Origin of the sequence: Pontixanthobacter sp. CEM42 (genome assembly GCF_017812015.1) — a bacterium.
Taxonomy (GTDB): Bacteria; Pseudomonadota; Alphaproteobacteria; order Sphingomonadales; family Sphingomonadaceae; genus Pontixanthobacter.
Genome location: NZ_JADQTN010000001.1, coordinates 1,260,559 through 1,277,800 on the forward strand (window position 1 = coordinate 1,260,559; position 17,242 = coordinate 1,277,800).

At 56.0% G+C, this 17,242-nt stretch carries 16 protein-coding genes; 5 read left to right on the forward strand and 11 right to left on the reverse strand.

What is annotated here, in order from left to right; genetic code table 11:
• Nucleotides 1-110: 110 nt before the first annotated feature.
• Together J9777_RS06030 and J9777_RS06035 are read left to right on the forward strand one after the other, a co-directional pair.
• Nucleotides 111-1,550 carry an AMP nucleosidase gene (locus J9777_RS06030; RefSeq protein WP_209347843.1) on the forward strand — a complete coding sequence of 480 codons (1,440 nt, stop codon included), beginning with the start codon at nt 111-113 and terminating at the stop codon, nt 1,548-1,550.
• Nucleotides 1,551-1,599: 49 nt separating this feature from the next.
• Nucleotides 1,600-2,616, forward strand: a complete 1,017-nt coding sequence (locus J9777_RS06035; RefSeq protein ID WP_209347844.1) for a hypothetical protein — start codon at nt 1,600-1,602, stop codon at nt 2,614-2,616.
• Nucleotides 2,617-2,631: 15 nt separating this feature from the next.
• Here J9777_RS06035 and J9777_RS06040 read toward each other — a convergent pair whose 3' ends face one another.
• On the reverse strand, nt 2,632-3,654 hold the full coding sequence (locus J9777_RS06040) for a YncE family protein (protein ID WP_209347845.1): 1,023 nt from the start codon (nt 3,652-3,654) through the stop codon (nt 2,632-2,634).
• 324 nt (nt 3,655-3,978) lie between these two features.
• Between J9777_RS06040 and J9777_RS06045 the strand changes: the two genes are divergently transcribed.
• Nucleotides 3,979-4,548 carry a phosphoribosyl-AMP cyclohydrolase gene (locus tag J9777_RS06045; protein WP_209347846.1) on the forward strand — a complete coding sequence of 190 codons (570 nt, stop codon included), beginning with the start codon at nt 3,979-3,981 and terminating at the stop codon, nt 4,546-4,548.
• A 102-nt stretch (nt 4,549-4,650) separates the two neighbouring features.
• On the opposite strand, the gene J9777_RS06050 is transcribed toward J9777_RS06045, so the two are convergent.
• The 5 genes from J9777_RS06050 to J9777_RS06070 form a co-directional block, all read right to left on the reverse strand.
• Nucleotides 4,651-6,525, reverse strand: coding sequence for a M2 family metallopeptidase (locus tag J9777_RS06050; RefSeq protein ID WP_209347847.1), 1,875 nt, complete (start codon nt 6,523-6,525; stop codon nt 4,651-4,653).
• A gap of 77 nt (nt 6,526-6,602) precedes the next feature.
• Nucleotides 6,603-7,349 (reverse strand): alpha/beta hydrolase, encoded by a 747-nt coding sequence (locus J9777_RS06055; RefSeq protein WP_209348626.1) that lies wholly within the window; start codon nt 7,347-7,349, stop codon nt 6,603-6,605.
• Between the two features lie 5 nt (nt 7,350-7,354).
• On the reverse strand, nt 7,355-8,005 hold the full coding sequence (locus tag J9777_RS06060; RefSeq protein WP_209347848.1) for a DsbA family protein: 651 nt from the start codon (nt 8,003-8,005) through the stop codon (nt 7,355-7,357).
• 53 nt (nt 8,006-8,058) lie between these two features.
• Nucleotides 8,059-9,051, reverse strand: coding sequence for a hypothetical protein (locus tag J9777_RS06065; protein WP_245228522.1), 993 nt, complete (start codon nt 9,049-9,051; stop codon nt 8,059-8,061).
• 28 nt (nt 9,052-9,079) lie between these two features.
• Nucleotides 9,080-10,105, reverse strand: coding sequence for an aspartate-semialdehyde dehydrogenase (locus J9777_RS06070; RefSeq protein WP_209347849.1), 1,026 nt, complete (start codon nt 10,103-10,105; stop codon nt 9,080-9,082).
• A gap of 152 nt (nt 10,106-10,257) precedes the next feature.
• Between J9777_RS06070 and J9777_RS06075 the strand changes: the two genes are divergently transcribed.
• Both J9777_RS06075 and J9777_RS06080 read left to right on the forward strand, forming a co-directional pair.
• A complete protein-coding gene (locus tag J9777_RS06075) occupies nt 10,258-11,115 on the forward strand; it encodes an alpha/beta hydrolase (protein ID WP_209347850.1) in 858 nt (285 codons plus the stop codon).
• 159 nt (nt 11,116-11,274) lie between these two features.
• Nucleotides 11,275-12,132, forward strand: a complete 858-nt coding sequence (locus J9777_RS06080) for an alpha/beta hydrolase (RefSeq protein ID WP_209347851.1) — start codon at nt 11,275-11,277, stop codon at nt 12,130-12,132.
• Nucleotides 12,133-12,141: 9 nt separating this feature from the next.
• Here the strand turns inward: J9777_RS06080 and J9777_RS06085 are convergent, their stop codons facing one another.
• From J9777_RS06085 to J9777_RS06105, 5 genes are all read right to left on the reverse strand, one after another.
• A complete protein-coding gene (locus J9777_RS06085; RefSeq protein WP_209347852.1) occupies nt 12,142-14,409 on the reverse strand; it encodes a DPP IV N-terminal domain-containing protein in 2,268 nt (755 codons plus the stop codon).
• 120 nt (nt 14,410-14,529) lie between these two features.
• Complete coding sequence (gene rplS, locus J9777_RS06090) at nt 14,530-14,898, reverse strand: 50S ribosomal protein L19 (protein ID WP_160614865.1); 369 nt, start codon at nt 14,896-14,898, stop codon at nt 14,530-14,532.
• 40 nt (nt 14,899-14,938) lie between these two features.
• Nucleotides 14,939-15,640 (reverse strand): tRNA (guanosine(37)-N1)-methyltransferase TrmD, encoded by a 702-nt coding sequence (gene trmD, locus J9777_RS06095; protein ID WP_209347853.1) that lies wholly within the window; start codon nt 15,638-15,640, stop codon nt 14,939-14,941.
• A 321-nt stretch (nt 15,641-15,961) separates the two neighbouring features.
• Nucleotides 15,962-16,918, reverse strand: coding sequence for a carbon-nitrogen hydrolase family protein (locus J9777_RS06100; protein WP_209347854.1), 957 nt, complete (start codon nt 16,916-16,918; stop codon nt 15,962-15,964).
• Nucleotides 16,915-17,238, reverse strand: a complete 324-nt coding sequence (locus J9777_RS06105) for a hypothetical protein (RefSeq protein WP_209347855.1) — start codon at nt 17,236-17,238, stop codon at nt 16,915-16,917. The genes J9777_RS06100 and J9777_RS06105 overlap by 4 nt, the downstream gene beginning before the upstream one ends.
• Nucleotides 17,239-17,242: the final 4 nt, after the last annotated feature.

The window sequence follows — 17,242 nt, forward strand, 5'->3', positions numbered from 1 at the left end:
ATACGCAAAACAGAGGCGCGGCTCCTTCGGGACCCGCGCCTTTTTTGTAAGAACCGCAATAATCTGCGGCTGACTTTGAATTGTAAGAAGAAAGGCGCTATCTGCCCAAGATGAAATCAGTAGAAACGATAATCGGCGAATTGGATCGCCTGTATAACGCCTCCGTAGAACGCCTCCGCAATGACGTGATGGCATTTGGTCGTGATGGCTCCCTCCCCTCGAAAACGCGCCGTAGCGACGGCAGCTATGCCTATCCGGAACTGGTCATGCGTTTCATGGGCGGCGACCAACCGGAAGACCGCAGCCGCGCCTTTGGCCGCCTGAACGAGCCCGGTACTTACGCAACAACCGTGACCCGACCCGCAATGTTTGCACATTATCTGCGCGACCAGCTCGAATTGATCGGCAGCGATTACGAGATCGAACTGGAAGCACGGACCTCCACGCAAGAGATTCCCTTCCCGTATGTCCTTGATGGCGATGTCGCGGCAGAACTCGCTGGCATAAGTCCGCAGGAAATCGCCCGCCATTTCCCGTCGACCGAACTGGCCGACATTGGCGATGAACTCGCTGACGGGATCGAGATTGACGACAGCAATGGAACAATTCCGCTGTCGCTGTTTGACGGGTTGCGGACAGACTTCTCGCTTGCGCGCCTCGCGCATTACACAGGCACCGACACCAAGCACTTCCAACGCTTCGTGCTGTTCACGAACTATCACCGCTATGTCGATGAATTCGTCGATTGGGCTGGCGAGCAGCTGGGCACTGGCAGCTACAAAGCACTTGCCGGTGCTGGCGGCCTCTATCTGGAAGAAGCTACCCGGAACGCCAGCAGCCAACTGTCCGATACCGCATGGCGCAAACACCAGATGCCCGCCTATCACCTGATCAGCGAGGGCGGTTGCGGGATTACTCTGGTCAATATCGGTGTTGGCCCGTCCAACGCGAAGACAATCTGTGACCACCTTGCGGTGCTACGCCCGGAAGCGTGGTTGATGATTGGTCACTGCGGCGGCCTGCGCCCGACGCAAAAGATCGGCGATTATGTTTTGGCACACGCTTATTTGCGCGATGATCACGTGCTCGATCCGGTACTGCCGCCCGAAATCCCCTTACCCGCAATTGCAGAGGTCCAGCAGGCCCTTGCTGGCGCAGCAGAGGAAGTCAGCGGCACACACGGAGCCGATCTGAAGAAACGGATGCGTACAGGCACCATCGTCACCACCGACGACCGAAACTGGGAACTACGCTACACCACCAGCGCCAAGCGCCTATCGCTTAGCCGCGCCGTCGGGATTGATATGGAAAGCGCCACGATTGCTGCCCAAGGATACCGCTTCCGCGTTCCTTACGGCACGCTCCTCTGCGTCAGCGACAAACCGCTGCACGGAGAGATCAAACTCCCCGGCCAAGCGAACAAGTTCTACGAAGAAGCGATCAGCGCTCACCTGAAAATCGGCGTAACCGCCTGCAAACGCCTGCATGAAGAAGGCAACCGATTGCACTCACGGAAACTGCGCGCGTTCAATGAGCCGCCGTTTAGGTAGAATCGTCCTTTTGTCGCCATCTGCCTGAGACAGCAAACTGGAGATCGATATGCGGTTTACGCGACGTTCATTGGGAAAAGCGCTGACCGCAACCGCTGTTCTAGCGGGTTCGAACAGTGCTTTGGCGGCAACCGGTCACACGCAAGGTCACCTTCACATCCCCCGCTATGGACCGGCGATCTGCAGCGATGGTACGCAAGCCATACTCTCAGGCGGCGCGCCAGTTGGCGCGGCAAGAACGGAGGATCATTTTTACTCATCACTGCTAGGCATTATCGAGACTATCGATCCGGCGTCGCTCGACCAAAATTTTGTGGCAAATGCAATCTTTGTGCGAGCCAATCATGCGTCTGTGTGGGCCAACGGGCAAATCTGGCTCTTGGGCGGACGGACCAGAGATGGGACAGATGGCCGACTCGTCTCGGAAACTGAGAGGATTGATCCTAAAACGCAGGCTATCTGGAGGGGCCCTGACCTTCCCACGCCGCTGATCCACCTGTCAGCAGTAACGTTCGGCCAGTCAATTTTCGCATTTGGCGGAGTTTTCCGCGATCCTGAAACACGCAGGAGTATCGCTAGCTCGCAAATATATGAATGCGCACCGCCTTATGACCGTTGGATTTCCCGCACACCAATGCCTCTTGCACTTGGCAACGCTGCAGCGGTCACCATCGGAAATCGTATTTTCCTGATTGGAGGATATGATCAAGAAAAAGCGCATGCGATCGTGCAAATCTATGATCCCGTCAGAGACCTATGGAGCCTAGGAAATCCACCACCGATGCCATTGAGCGCCCACGCGGCCACAGGGTCTGGTAGCCGGATATTCGTGTTCGGTGACTACGCCAATCAAAGTTCTGTTTTGGGTTTCGACACGCTAGATAAAAAATGGCGGACGCTTGATGCACCCTTCACACCGCGGCGTCATGTACGGGCCACTACTGTAAGTAAGCGTATCGTGGTTGCAGGCGGCAATCAATCGTCGGTGGCACCAGCAACGCACGCCGTAGAGAGCTTCTCGGTTGATCTACTGAATACGCAATTTGACCAAGCACAAAGCAGATGAGTGCCTTCGCGCACTCTATTCACTCAAAATCGCCAACCCATCGCCGCCATCGCCAGCCTCTAGGCGCCGCAGCAGCTTCCCGCTGGCATAATCCACTTCGGCAATCGTATCGCTGCCGGTCTCTGCCACGTAGATCCGCTCACCATTGTCAGACCATAGGATAGTGACTTGCAGGCGCGCTTCGGCTTCCTCTGCACTCGAAACGGCAATCGACCGCACTGCTTTGGCGGTAGCAAGATCAATCACTGTCAATCCGCCATCTGCCAGATCAGAAGTCACAGCGACATCGCCTTGCGGGCGGATTGCCAAGCGTAGCGGGAACGCGCCGGTTGCAACTTCGCGGCGTATCTCAAGGTTGGCAGGATTGAGTTCGAAAGCCTTGTTCGATCCGCGCGCCGACACCCATAGCGCCTTGCCGTCGGGCGATAGCGCAATCCCCTCTGGTTCCACCCCAACCTCAACCGACTGCGGCGCGCGGCGGGTTATCAGATCGACCAGTGTTACGGTTTTAGAGCCCAGGTCGGTCGTCCATGCATGACGCCCATCGGGCGATATTGCGAGCATATGGCTGCCCTCCTTACCCGTCGCAAAGCCCAGTGGCTTCGCGTCCCGGGCAAGCGGCCTGCGGATCCAATAGACACGCTTTTGCCCCTCAGCAGTGGCGTAAAGCGAGCCGTTGGCATGCCAGACAATCCCGTGCGGACGAGCGTTGTCGCCAAGATCAATGCTCTTCACCCTCCTAAGATCGGAAGTCGCAAAGATATCGAGCGTCGTCCCGCCATAACAAGCCAGTGCAACGTGCATGCCGTCCGGGGAAGTTGCCAGTTCGTGCGGGTTTGTGCAGCTATCCACGCGCTTCACTTCCTCGCCAGAACCCAAATCAATTTTCGAGAGTGTGTGGCCAAACTTGTTGGCCACAAATAGCGCAGATTTCTCCAGATCAGATGTGCTCGCTGCGACATTGGTATTGGTCTGCTCCGCCACCGGCGTGCAAGCCGCCAACAAGACCGGCAATGCAAATGTCCATACTGACTTCATGATCTTTTTCTCTCAATGCGCTCGAAAAGTTGGCTCTCATCCGTCTTCGAAACAGCAGATACCACAGTCGGCAAACAACCCGTCAGAAAAATTTTCAGTATTCGGGAACCTATCTTCGGATGCCGCATTATGGCGGTATGGCAATGTGCGGAACGTGCATCGCTATCGGCGGACCGGGCCCCTCTGGCATATGCAAAATGCATATGTGATGTCGGACGTTTGATAAGAAAAGCAGAGGCGGCCGCGAACTTTCCAACGCCAGTCTCTGTAACAATTTTTCAGTCTAGCCGCATCTGCGGTGCAGACGATTTAGGAGTTTAGGGAATGAAAAAGTTTTTTGCAGTACCAGTACTGGCAGTTTCAGCAGTAGCTCTCGCCGCATGTGGCGGCGCGGCGGCCGAAGGCGAAGCAGCATCGGACGCATCGCCAATCACCGCTGAAGAAGTCACTGCGGCTCAGCAGGCTTGGGGCGAAGGTATCGTAACCATCGGCAAGACCTTCACTGACGAAGGCGACTTCCGCGCTGCGGCGCAAGAGCACATCAACACGCACTACGCATATGGTGATGACTCGACGATCCTGTTCAAGCCAACACTGGCGGCAGTTGATCAGTTCCGTGAAACCAATGACGAGGCGCTCAGCTATTTCGTCGGCACCGAAGGCACTGAAGATGGTGGCTTCGCTATCGCGCCTTACACAGCCGTCCGTTGGGAAAATAACGGCACTGTGATTGACGAAGACGGTGACATGGCTGTGGCCATGGGCAACTACTTCTTCACTGGCACCGACGGCAACGAGACCAAAGTTGAGTACAGCTTTGCGTACGAAAAAGACGATGCTGGTGATCTGAAGATCGTTCTGCACCACAGCTCGCTGCCATTCTCGGCTGAGTAATCTCAGACATTATATAGTCTAAACAGCGAAAGCCCCCGTCACCTCAGGAGATGGCGGGGGCTTTTTTGTGTCTGCCTCAAGTGCAGTAACGTACCAGCGCGATCACCAGCCTTGGGGCTTGCCCTCGTTCTGTTCGTCGAGCCATTCTTTCAGCGGCGCAAAATATTCCAGCATCGCTTTGCCGCTCATCTGACGTTCGCCGGTGAAGGCTTCGAGAGCGTCCGGCCACGGCTTACTTGAGCCCATGGCCAGCATTTCGTTCAGACCCTTGCCGACCTCTTCGTTGCCGTAGAACGAGCAGCGGTGAAGCGGCCCTTCCCACCCAACTTTGTCGCAGGCTGCCTTGTAGAATTGGAACTGCAACAAGCGCGCGAGGAAATACCGCGTGTAAGACACATTGCCCGGCACGTGATATTTTGCGCCCGGATCAAACCCGTCCACATCACGCTCTGTCGGCGGAGTGATGCCTTGATATTCAAGCCGCAGCTTGTTCCAGTCGGTGTTGTATTCCTCCGGCGTGGTCGAACCGTCGAAGATACCCCAACGATAGCGGTCCATCAGCAAGCCAAATGGCAGGAATGCAGCCTTATCCATCGCTTGACGGAGTAGCAGGCCGATATCCTTATCCGCACTCGGCACATCTTCGCGGTCGAGCATGTCGATCTGAACCAGATACTCCGGTGTAATCGACAGCGCGATCATATCGCCGATAGCCTCGTGGAAGCCATCATTGGCACTATCGCGATAGAGGAAATCCTGAACGCCATAGGCACGCTGGTAATAATTGTGACCCAGCTCATGGTGGATCGTCACAAAGTCGTCAGCGTTTTTCTTGATGCACATTTTGATGCGCAGATCATTGCTATCTTCAATGTCCCAAGCAGACGCGTGGCAGATCACTTCGCGGTCGCGCGGTTTCACAAATTGCGAGCGTTCGTAGAAGCTTGCTGGCAGCTCTTTGAAGCCGAGTGAGGAGAAGAATTTCTCACCCACTTTGACCATATCGACTTCGCTCAGGCCCTTTTCTTCGATCAATGATGTCAAATCATAGCCGATATCACCTGCACCCTCGGGCGCGACAAGCGGGTAGATATTGCCCCATTCCTGCGCCCACATATTGCCAAGCAAATCCGCGCGGATCGGGCCAGTAGCGGGCTGGATGTCGTCGCCATATTTCTCGTTGAGCTTGCTGCGAACGTAAGTGTGTAGCGACATGTACAGCGGCTTCACTTCCTGCCACATCCGCTCGGTCTCGGCGGCAAACTGGTCTGCGCTCATGTCATATTTTGAACGCTGCATCGCACCGAAATCGGCATAGCCGAGCTCTTGCGCGCCGGCATTGGTCAGCTCCGCCAAACGGACATAGTCCGCCTTCATCGGCGCGCCGACATTGCTGTGCCAGCTGGACCACATTTCGGAGAGTTCCGCAGGTGTACGCTCCAGATTGCCCATCTCTGCTTCAATATCAGAGCCGGAGATTTCCTCTCCATTCAGAGTGCCCTTACCCTGTCCATATGCAGCACCCAGCGACGTTGCGAGCGATGCGGCTTCCTCAGCGGCACCAGCCGTGGTTGGAGCAGGCAGGGTCAAAGCCACGCGCAGAATATCCAGCTTGCGCTTCACGTCAGGATCAAGACCTTCAAGCTCTGCAAACTTTGCCGCAGCCAGGCCTTTTGCCACCGATGTTTCCGCCGCAATCGCCCCAAAATATGCGTTCAGAGCGTTGGTATCGTCGGTGATATAAGTTGAATTGATCCATGCTGCGCGCCCGCCCAGGACCCACATCTTCTTCATTTCCGCTTCGGTATCGGCAACAAATTTAGCCGCGCCGGCGACGGTAACCGGGTAACCATCAACCGTCTCGATCTCACCGGAACTCGCTCCTTCGCCAGCGTGATGGTCGGCCAATGCCGGTGCAGCAAGCGTCAGAGCGAGCGCCGACGCAGCTGTTTTCAAAACAACAGATGCAAACTTCATTGTGGTGTATCCTCTCACGGTGAGCCAGCGACCACTGGCCTCTCATGAAAGGAGTTTGAACCCGCGCGGCGTCTTTATCAAGCCTCGGCAGACTCGTTCAGAAACTCGACCAATGCATCGCCCAAAGCGCCCTCGGTTACCGAACTCATATGCGTCCCGGGTATCTCGACGTAAGTTGCATCGGGCAGCGTCTCGGCGAGTTTAGGCGCAGAGCCATTGTCCTGATCCTTATCGCCACACAGTACCATTGTCGGCATAGTCAGCGCGGCCAATTGATCAGGCACAGTGTCAGCGACCGATTGCAGCAACAGCCTGGCCGCTACGCGGTCCACCCTCATCGTCTTCATAAAGCTGACCGCCATAAAGGCCGGATCGCCGCGCTTAACCTCGTCAAACCGGTCAATCGCATCGATGAAAAATGCAGAGCGCTTGCGCCAGCCTGCCAACCCCTCAAGGCCCATCCCAGACAGCACGAGCTTGCGCGGGGTCAGACTGGAAATCACCGCCCGCGCCGATGTTCGGGCGCCAAGCGAAAATCCAACCAAATCGAAATCATCCAACCCAAGAGCATCGACCAAAGCCAGCACATCCTTGGCGAGCACATCATCTGGATAGCTGGCAGGGTCATGCGGCGCACCGCTTTCGCCATGCGCGCGCAAATCGGGCATGATGGCCTCGAAACCGGTATCGGCGAGCTTCTGTGCATGACCGAATTTGATCCAGTTCATTTCCGCATTGGAAAACAAGCCGTGGAGCAGAAGCACCGGCCTACCAGAACCCATGCGGTGGATGGCGAGTTCGGTCCCGTCAAACGATGACACCATCTCGCTCACCGCTCGGTCAAACCTTTTTCATTCATCCGCCACAGGACCGTTTCGATCCGGTCTTGGCCAAAGAAGGGTTCACCGTCGAACACCAGCGTTGGAACGCCCCAATGGCCGGCAGCTTCTAGCGCCTCCTGATTGGCAGCGATCTCTGCGTCCAATGCGTCGGCATCGCTTACGGCCTCCGCGTCCAACTCAACCAGGTCGAGCCCCGCGCGCTGCGCTGCTTTGGCAAGGTGATCCCCCTCGTGCCAATTGTCGGTTGAACCGTCGAAGATGATTTTGGACACTTCGTCAGCGAATGGCAGCCCACGCCCGCGCCGGGTTGCGGCTTGTCCCATCCGGCAGACACGGCGGATGAGCGGCTGCTCAGGAGCAATCGTCAAGGTCGCCATATCCTGCTTGATCGGGTCAGGGTTCGGCCAGCGGTAGGGTATCTCCAACATCTGGGCCACACGCATAGAATCCATCAGGATGTAGCGCGGCGCAGCGGGATTCCCGCTAAACAAGAGGTCGGGCGACCGAATGGCGATCGGCCAGACGGTACGCAGCGTAATATCGACATCGAACATTTCGGTCAGTGCGCGGTAGCGACCAATCGCGAGATAGCTGTAGGGAGAGCGGAACGAGAAATAGAGGTCTGCTTTTAGGGTCATCGTGGGCTTCCGCGTTGGTTAGACCCACTAGCTAATACGAAGCCCCGGCTTTGTCACTCGGCTTTGCTGGCTTGCAGCCATGGCACGCGTAGGCTCCAGAATATGATGTCGACATTGAGCTCAGACACGGCGTAGCTTTCAAATTCCTCACGGGTGAATTTCTGGCCTGTTTTGGGGTTCGTGTAAGTCAATGTCGGACCCTGAACCGCCATTGCCACAATAGGTAACTGGTCACCCAAACGTTTGAGATATTGGTATGAGTTCTTTTCCTGCGCACGCTTGAACGGCACAATGTCAGGCCCGCCGATCCCGACGCCAGCGGCCAATGCATAATCGAAAATGCGCGCCATATAGCCTTCGCTATTGTTCCATTCGCACGGCCAGAAATTTGCGTATTGCACAACGAAGGACTGATCGAACGCTTCGCGTGCAGTGATAAGATTTTCCATTTCCGCATGGAAGTATGCATCACACGAGAAACCTTCCGGTGCACCATCGCCCGTTTGCACCTCAATGGCAGTCTCTGGGAGGTTCACGCCATAAATCCGCCCATCAAATCGTTCTCCGAGAGCAACCAGCAACGCCTGAAACCGACCGCGCACATGCGGATTCCATTGCGCAGACACCCAGCCTGAACCTTTCGCCTCTCCCTCGCCTGCATTGTCCTCCTGACGTACCAATCCGCCGCCATAAACCGGTTCGGACAGCACATAGTCAGGAATATTGCGGGCTTCCGGAAGAAAGAAACGATCCTGAACTTGGACAAACAGCTTCTTCCCAAGCGAGTCTGCCAGCGCGAGATCACGCTCGATCTTGCTGAAATTGAACTCGCCCTCGCGCGGCTCCAGAGCGCGCCAAGTGTAAATAACTTGTGCACCATCAATGTCATCACGCTCTAAGAGATCGCGATGTTCGGCCAGTTCAGAACCACCGATGAATACAAAGTGCTGCAATTTTTCAGCGGAAGAGGCATGCCCATCCTGCGCGGAAGCCATCGGCGCGACCCCAAGCAGCGACGGCAAGGTTGCCAACAGATATTTGTGCATTGCTCACTCCCGAAAATCGGGAACAGGCTTAACCCTTCTTCAGATGTTTGCGCCCCAACAATTCGGCGATCTGCACTGCGTTTAAGGCAGCCCCCTTGCGCAGGTTGTCCGATACGCACCAGATCACCAAGCCATTGTCGACGGTGGGATCTTCGCGGACGCGGCTGATATAAGTCGCGCTGTCGCCGGCGCATTCGACCGGGGTGACATAACCGCCATCCTCGCGCTTATCGACCAGCATAATGCCCGGTGCCTCGCGCAAGATTTCCTGCGCGTCCTTCGCCGACAGCTCGTTCTCGAATTCGATGTTGATCGCTTCGGAGTGGCCGACAAATACCGGCACCCGCACGCAGGTCGCACTCAGTTTGATCTTCGGATCGAGAATCTTCTTGGTTTCCGCGACCATCTTCCACTCTTCCTTGGTCGATCCATCGTCGAGGAAGACATCGATGTGCGGGATGACGTTGAAGGCGATTTGCTTGGTGAAGGTTTCTGGTTCAGGCTTGTCGCCCACGAAAATCGCACGGCTCTGTTCGAACAATTCATCCATGCCCGATTTGCCCGCGCCAGATACTGATTGGTAAGTCGAGACCACCACTCGCTTGATCTTGGCCGCATCATGGAGCGGCTTGAGCGCGACGACCATCTGCGCGGTCGAGCAGTTTGGGTTCGCGATGATATTGCGCTTGGTATAACCATCAATGTCATCCGGATTCACTTCCGGAACGATCAGCGGCACGTCCGGGTCCATTCGGTAGAGCGAGCTGTTGTCGATTACCACGCAGCCCGCAGCCGCAGCCTTGGGTGCATATTCCTTCGCCGGGCCTGAGCCTGCCGCGAACAGGGCAATGTCCCAGCCGCTCCAGTCGAAATGCTCGATATTCTTGCATTTGAGCATTTTGCCGGTTTCGCCGAATTCGACTTCGCTACCATGGCTGCGCGAACTAGCGACTGCAGCGACTTCCTCGATCGGGAACTCGCGTTCCGCCAGGATTGCCATAACTTCGCGCCCGACATTCCCTGTCGCACCGACAACCGCTACCCGATAACCCAACTCAATTCTCCTGAACTGCAATCACATTACATGCCATCTGTCCGCAGAAGGCTTGCATCACTATGTGGGGCCTCTAGCATCAATTGCGAGCGGCGAAAGCAAGCATAGCTATGCCGGGCATAAAGATAAGGGCGATAGGGATTTGGACCGAAATGACGATCAGATTGATTGAGTGGCGCGAACAAGCGCGGCATTTCGAGTTCGAGGGGCAGAGAATCGCCTATTGGACCGCCGGAACAGGCAAGCCGCTACTGATGGTCCACGGCTTCCCGACCGCCTCATGGGATTGGGTCCCTATCTGGGATCGCATGAGTGCCCAGCACAGCCTGATTGCCTGCGACATGATCGGCTTCGGGTTGTCCGACAAACCGCACGCTGGCTACTCAATCCACCGGCAAACCGACATGCAATTGGCGCTGCTGGACCACCTAGGCATCACCGATTTCGACGCTTTGGTGCACGATTACGGCGTATCGGTCGGGCAAGAACTGCTCGCGCGACAGGAAGAAGGCAGCGGAGCCGCTGGCCTTGGTAAAATGGTTTTCCTCAATGGAGGTATCTTCCCTGATCAGCATCGTGCTCGCCCGATCCAAAAACTTGGCGTATCCCCGTTAGGCTTTTTGGTCAGCCGGATGCTGAGCCGCAAAGGCTTCGGGAAGAGCTTCTCCAGCGTGTTCGGGCCGGACACCCAGCCTACGGAACAAGAATTGGACGAATTCTGGTCGCTGATTGCCGAGCAAGACGGCAACCGTATCTTTCACAAGCTGCTCCACTATATCGGCGACCGTCGCGACAATGAGGCACGATGGGTTGGCGCCCTCACCTACGCAGCGGATCGGATCGGCCTGATCAATGGGGCAAAAGATCCCGTATCGGGTGAACACGCGTTTCATCGTTGGAAGGGCCATGTCCCTGTCGCCAAAGCACATTTACTGCCCAATATCGGTCACTATCCACAAGTTGAAGCACCCGAAGAGGTCGCATCAAAGGCTCTCGAATGGCTAGCTTGACTGAAAACTCACAACAAATTTATGCGGCGTGCACCTGACAAGAATCTTTGCTCGGAATTAACCACATTGCAGCTTTGCAAAGCTATTTATCCTACGTAGAAATACAGTGATCCGTAAAAACGGACGGGGCAAAAATACAAACCTAGCAAGGTCGCAAAATTGGCAATTTCTATCGAGGATTGGCGCTCGCGCGCTGAGTATTTTACGTTCGATGGCGTAAGAATAGCATACTGGACGCAAGGCACGGGCAAGCCGCTATTGCTTGTGCATGGCTTTCCGACGGCGTCTTGGGATTGGGCACCGATCTGGGATACGCTCAGCCGCACACATCGCTTGATAGCTGCCGACCTGATCGGCTTTGGTCTGTCAGACAAACCCAAATCAGGATATTCAATCCAGCGGCAGGCCGATATGCTCGCGGCATTGCTCCAGCATCTGAGCGTGCGTGATTTTGACGCGATGGTGCATGATTATGGCGCATCTGTTGGCCAGGAACTGCTGGCACGCCAGAAAGAAGGCAGCGGCGCAGCGGGCCTCGAGAAGATGATCTTCCTCAATGGTGGAATGTTCCCCGATCATCAGCGGGCACGACTCATCATGCGTCTCGCCTCGTCGCCCATCGGATTCTTGCTCAGCCGTACGCTCAATCGGAAAACATTCGGGAAGAGCTTTTCGCGCATATTCGGGCCGGAAACCAAACCCAGTGCAGGCGAGCTGGATATCTTGTGGTCGCTTTTCACTGAGCAACACGGCAATCGCATCATCCATAAGCTGACCCATTTTATGGAGGAGCGCTTCTCCTATGAAGACCGCTGGGTCACTGCACTGGAAAGTGCGCAGGAGCGTGTTGGACTGATCAACGGTGCGCACGATCCGGTATCTGGCGAACATTGCTACCGCCGGTGGGTCGACGGGATGCCGAAAGCCAATGAGTATCTTCTGAACGGCATCGGCCACTATCCGCATGTCGAGGCCCCTGCGGAAGTGGCCTCGACCACGCTGAATTGGTTGAACTAGGCCGCCAGATTATTCAGGCGGTGTTACGCCGTGCTTTTCCAGGAACGTGAAAATCGTATTCCATAGATGCGGGCTGATCTGCTCACCCGCCACGCGGTGGGTGTAGCCGGGGTAAAGCATCATCTCGAAGGGCTGGTTGCTGCCTTGTAGCTTCGCGATCAATTCTGACGAGTTTTCAAACACAACATTGTCGTCTGCCATGCCGTGGATCAGCAGCAGCGGATCAGTCATCTTGCCCGCATCAGGAATCGCGCTGGCTTTCTCGTATGCCTCGGGAACTTTGCGCGGATCGCCCATGAAACGCTCTGTGTAGTGCGTATCATACAGTTCCCACCGCGTAACCGGTGCGCCTGAAATACCAGCCGCATAAAGGCCAGGATCAGCCTGAAGCTGCTTCAGCGTCATATAGCCGCCGTACGACCAGCCATAGAGCGCAATCTTGTCTGGATCGACAAAGTCGAGCGTCTTCAGATACTTCGCACCCTCGCGTTGGTCGTCAACTTCGACCCCGCCCATCGCGTGATAGAGCGGCTGCTCAAACGCGACTCCGCGATTGGCGCTGCCGCGATTGTCGAGCTCGAACCAGATATAGCCCGCATCGACGACTGCTTGCTGCAACGCACCGTCCCAACCCTTGGTCACGACCTGAGGACCGGGGCCGCTATAGTGATAGTAGAATACCGGATATGTCTTGCCCGGCTCCATTTCAGGCGTGACCATTTTGTAGTGGAGATCGGTTGCGCCATCAGCGGCTTTGATCGTGCCGAATTTGGCAGGCCGGTGGCTAGCCAGATGCGGCGCATAAGGATGATCGGCATCAAGAGCGTTCTGCTCGACCCATGCAAGGCGCTTGCCCTCGCTATCCGCAAGATAGCTCTGCGATGGTTGATTGTGGTTGGAACGCGTTATCAGCAGCGTCCTGCCATCCTTATCCATCATCGCGCTGTTGGTGTATTCCATATCCGTCAGCAAAGTGGTCGGCGCAGATTTCGTCAGCAGCGCGCGATAGATTTGCTGGGTCAGCACATCGGTCGTTGCCTGATAAAACAGCTCACCGCTTTCTTCGTTGATCCCGACCAATGATGTGGTGGGTTCGTCGCCGCTGGTCAGCAGCGTCCAATACTCCCCATCGAAGCGATAAAATTGGCCAGTTCCCCTTCGTTCAGACCACCACAAAAGCTCGCCATCTTTCAGGAAACGGTAATTGTCTGACAGATTGATCCAGTAATCGTCTGTCGCGGCCTTCTCGGTGAACCAGATTTCGCTCTTACCCGTGGCCGGATCCACCTCAAGCATATCCAGCACGGTCTGCTCACGGTTCTGCCTTTGAACATAAAGCTTCCCGTTGGGCGACCAATCGACCCGCGCGATGTAGAAGTCGGTCGGATCATTTGCATTATAAAAAACAGGGTCCTGATTGCTGGTCAGATCGACTTGCACCTGATCACCGCCATCGGGGTCCATTACGAACAGTTCGACCACCGCATTGTCGCTACCAGCCACGGGATAGCGTTGATCGAAAACCCGCGTTCCGGTTGCGCCAATCGCGGCGCGGGTGACTATGCCGACACGTTCTTCATCGGTACGCTGCACGGCGATCCGGTTATCTGCGGTATTCCACCAATAGCCGGTCATCCGGCTCATTTCTTCCTGTGCGACAAACTCAGCCTCACCCCAGCGGATCGTATCGGCTTCCTTCGGTGTGATTGGAGCTGCCTCTTCCCCGACTTCGCCGATCCATAGTTGGCGATCGCGGATGAAAGAGACATATTTGCTGGTGCTGCTGAGTACAGGGTTGAGCTCGCTTTCCTCGGTATCGGTCAACCGCTGAACACTGCCATCCAGCTTGGCCAAATACAGATCACCATCCAGCGGAACTAGGATGCCCGAACCATCCGAGGTCCACTGATAGGAAATAATACCCTTGAGATTGCCAACGCGCGCACGCTCGCGCTGCATCTTCTCGTCTTCGGACAATTCGCGGCCGGTTCCCAGCTTCTCGCTGTCGACCAGCATGGTCCATTCACTGCTTTCGCGGTCATAGCCCCACAGATCATAGCGTTCGAGTTCGTCGTCGCGATTGCGCAGCAATGTCAGGTAGCGGCCATCGGGAGAGAGCTTCGCCTGACGCGGGCTGGAGCCGTTCAGAGATGGGCTTGCGAAAACGCGTTCGAAAGAAAGATCGCCTGCCTCTTGCGATGCGGTCATCGGTTCGGACTCCTGCGCAAGAACCGGAAGCGGTGTGGCGAGTAGCAAAGCGGCGAAAGCAAAGCGCATAACAAAGGAATACCTCTCGTGATTTGATGAACGCAACCTAGCGCGCCCTGCCTGCAGCGCAAAGAAAAAGGGCGCTCCGGTCTGACCGAAACGCCCCTCTCTAAACCGTTGATCCGAGAATTACTTCTTCGGAGCGTTAACCCGGCGTTCCGCGATACGCGCACTCTTACCGGTGCGGCCACGCAGATAGTACAGCTTGGCGCGACGCACGACACCGCGGCGAACCACAGTGATGCTGTCTACGATTGGCGAGTAGAGCGGGAAAACACGTTCCACGCCTTCACCAAAGCTGATTTTACGAACGGTGAAGTTGCTGCCCATGCCGCGATTGCTGCGGGCGATGCACACGCCTTCGAAATTCTGAATACGTTCCCGAGTACCCTCGATAACTTTAACACCGACGCGAACTGTGTCGCCGGCTTGGAATTCAGGGATATCTTTCCCCAATGCGCCGATTGCTTCGGCTTCCAGTGTTTGAATCAGGTTCATGCCCTGGTCCTTCTATTTCTCGCCACGCGCCAGAGGCAGGTCAGTCCCGATCACCAGTGTGGCGATCCCAAAGGTCTGGCCTGCGTAACCGAGTATGATCCTCTGACATTGACTTGCGCCAAGCAGCGATCTTCGCATGATCCCCCGATCGCAGCACTTCGGGAATCGTGCGCCCTTCCCATTCCTGAGGTCGGGTATATTGAGGGTATTCCAGCAGTCCTTCTTCGAAAGACTCCTCGGTACCGCTCGAAGCCGCGCCCATTACTCCGGGAAGCAGCCGAATGCAAGCATCAAGAATCATCAAAGCAGCGGGCTCTCCGCCCGATAAAACGATGTCACCAACGCTGACTTCTTCGATTGCGCGCCCTTCAAAAATACGCTCGTCAAATCCCTCGAACCGGCCGCACAGAATTGTGACGCCCTCACCCGCGACAAGTTCGCGAATCCGCGTCTGAGAAATCGGCTTCCCGCGCGGTGTCATCGCAAGGATCGGCGCCTTTGGCTGCATCCGCTTGGCATGATCAATCGCACCCGCCAGCACATCGGCCTTCAGCACCATGCCAGCCCCGCCACCGGCAGGCGTGCCATCGACATTGCTATGCTTGTCAGTCGCGAAATCGCGGATCTGGATCGTATCGAGCGACCACTTCTGCTCCTCGAGTGCCCGCCCAGCAAGCGACAGCCTCAATGGCCCGGGAAACATCTCGGGATAGAGCGTGAGGATGGTGGCAGCGAAGGTCATTCGAAAACGTTCGTATCCGTGAATGGTCGAGTCTTGAATCGCACTATTGCGACCCCGAAAGAGCAACTGAAGCCCAAACCAATTGTCAGGTAAACGTTATGCCAATGGATAGTTCTTCCATCATTCGGCAGTGCCAGCCAAATCGGCAACGCCACCAGCAACATCGTGCAAATTGCTGCTGTGGTCATACTCCCCCCAATGCGCCCCAACGCAGCAATCTTGCGAACCGTGAAGGAGGAAAAAATCACAATCAATGAGAAAAACAGTAGCGTTATGCTAATCTGCAATGGCCCAAGTCGTTGGGCAATCTCTGTTAGCCACTCAAACACCCCACTTCACCCCATTTTTTGCCCGCGTATCCACCTTCAGCTCAAACACATCGGGGCGTGAATAGTGCCCGTCAGTGTCGAGCGAGGTCAGGTTTGCGCCGATTTCGGACAAGTCGAGGTCGGCGTAGAGGATTTCCTCTTCTTCGCCTGCCTGCACGATCACGCGCGAGTCCGGTGCTGCGATCAGGCTTTGGCCTTTGTTGAGGACATCGCTCTCGATGGTTTGGATCAGTTCCTTGGCTGCACCGTCACCACCTGTGCGCTCCAACCCATCGAACAGATCATCTTTTCGTTGCACCAGCCCAGCGGCCAGCACAAAACACCGCCCTTCAAACGCATAATGCCGCGAGTTGAGCGCATATTCCTCGCGCACGGTTGGCCATGCTGCGACGTGGACGGCCTCGCCCAGATTGTGCATCGCGGCGCGTGCCAGAGGCATCCAGTGTTCCCAGCAGATCAGATTGCCGACTTTGCCCCATTCGGCCTGATGCACACCGAGTGTTGAGCCATCGCCGCGCATCCAGATCAAGCGCTCTCCATGCGTGGGGACAAGCTTGCGGTGATCAAGCGGCGCTTGACCCGGCCGCAGCATCAGCTGATTGTTATAGAGGCTCTGCCGCACCCGCTCGTGTGCGCCGATGGAAATGCACGCATCATGTTCGTCGCACAGTTCCTGCAATGGCAGCAGCCGTTCGTCATTCGCGACAATCGCGTTTTCGAGCATAATCCGGTGCATCGCCCGTGTGCCGGGATGATCCCACAACGCCGCGCCGGGCGCCTCATCCAACCACAAAGGATAGCCGCCGAGGAAAGTCTCCCCGAACGCGACCAGTTTTGCGCCTTGCTTGATAGCCTCCGCCGCGAGTTCTGTGGCCTTGGTGATCCCGTCAGTAATTGCCAGCGGGATTGGCGCAGCTTGAACGATGGCGACGGGGAGTATTTTGGTCATTCAAAGACCGATGCCTTGATTTCGGTCAGCTTGTCCAGTTTTCGCGTGGCAAAGAAGGCAATTGGCCAGCCGACAACCAGCATTGGGATCGTTAGTACCGCCCCAATCTGGATCGCCATTTCCATGCCGATTTCACCGTAGGTGTTGGCCATCATAGTCAAAGGCAAGAACGGCAGTAGTGTGCCAGCCGCAATGGCCAGAAGAATGCGAGTGCTACGAGACAGATTACCAGCCCAGAATTTCAAGAGAAGCGCTGAGCCTGCCGTCGATAGAAAAATCATCATGACGAGCGAGGCAAAGCTGGCAAAGAAATCGATCATAACT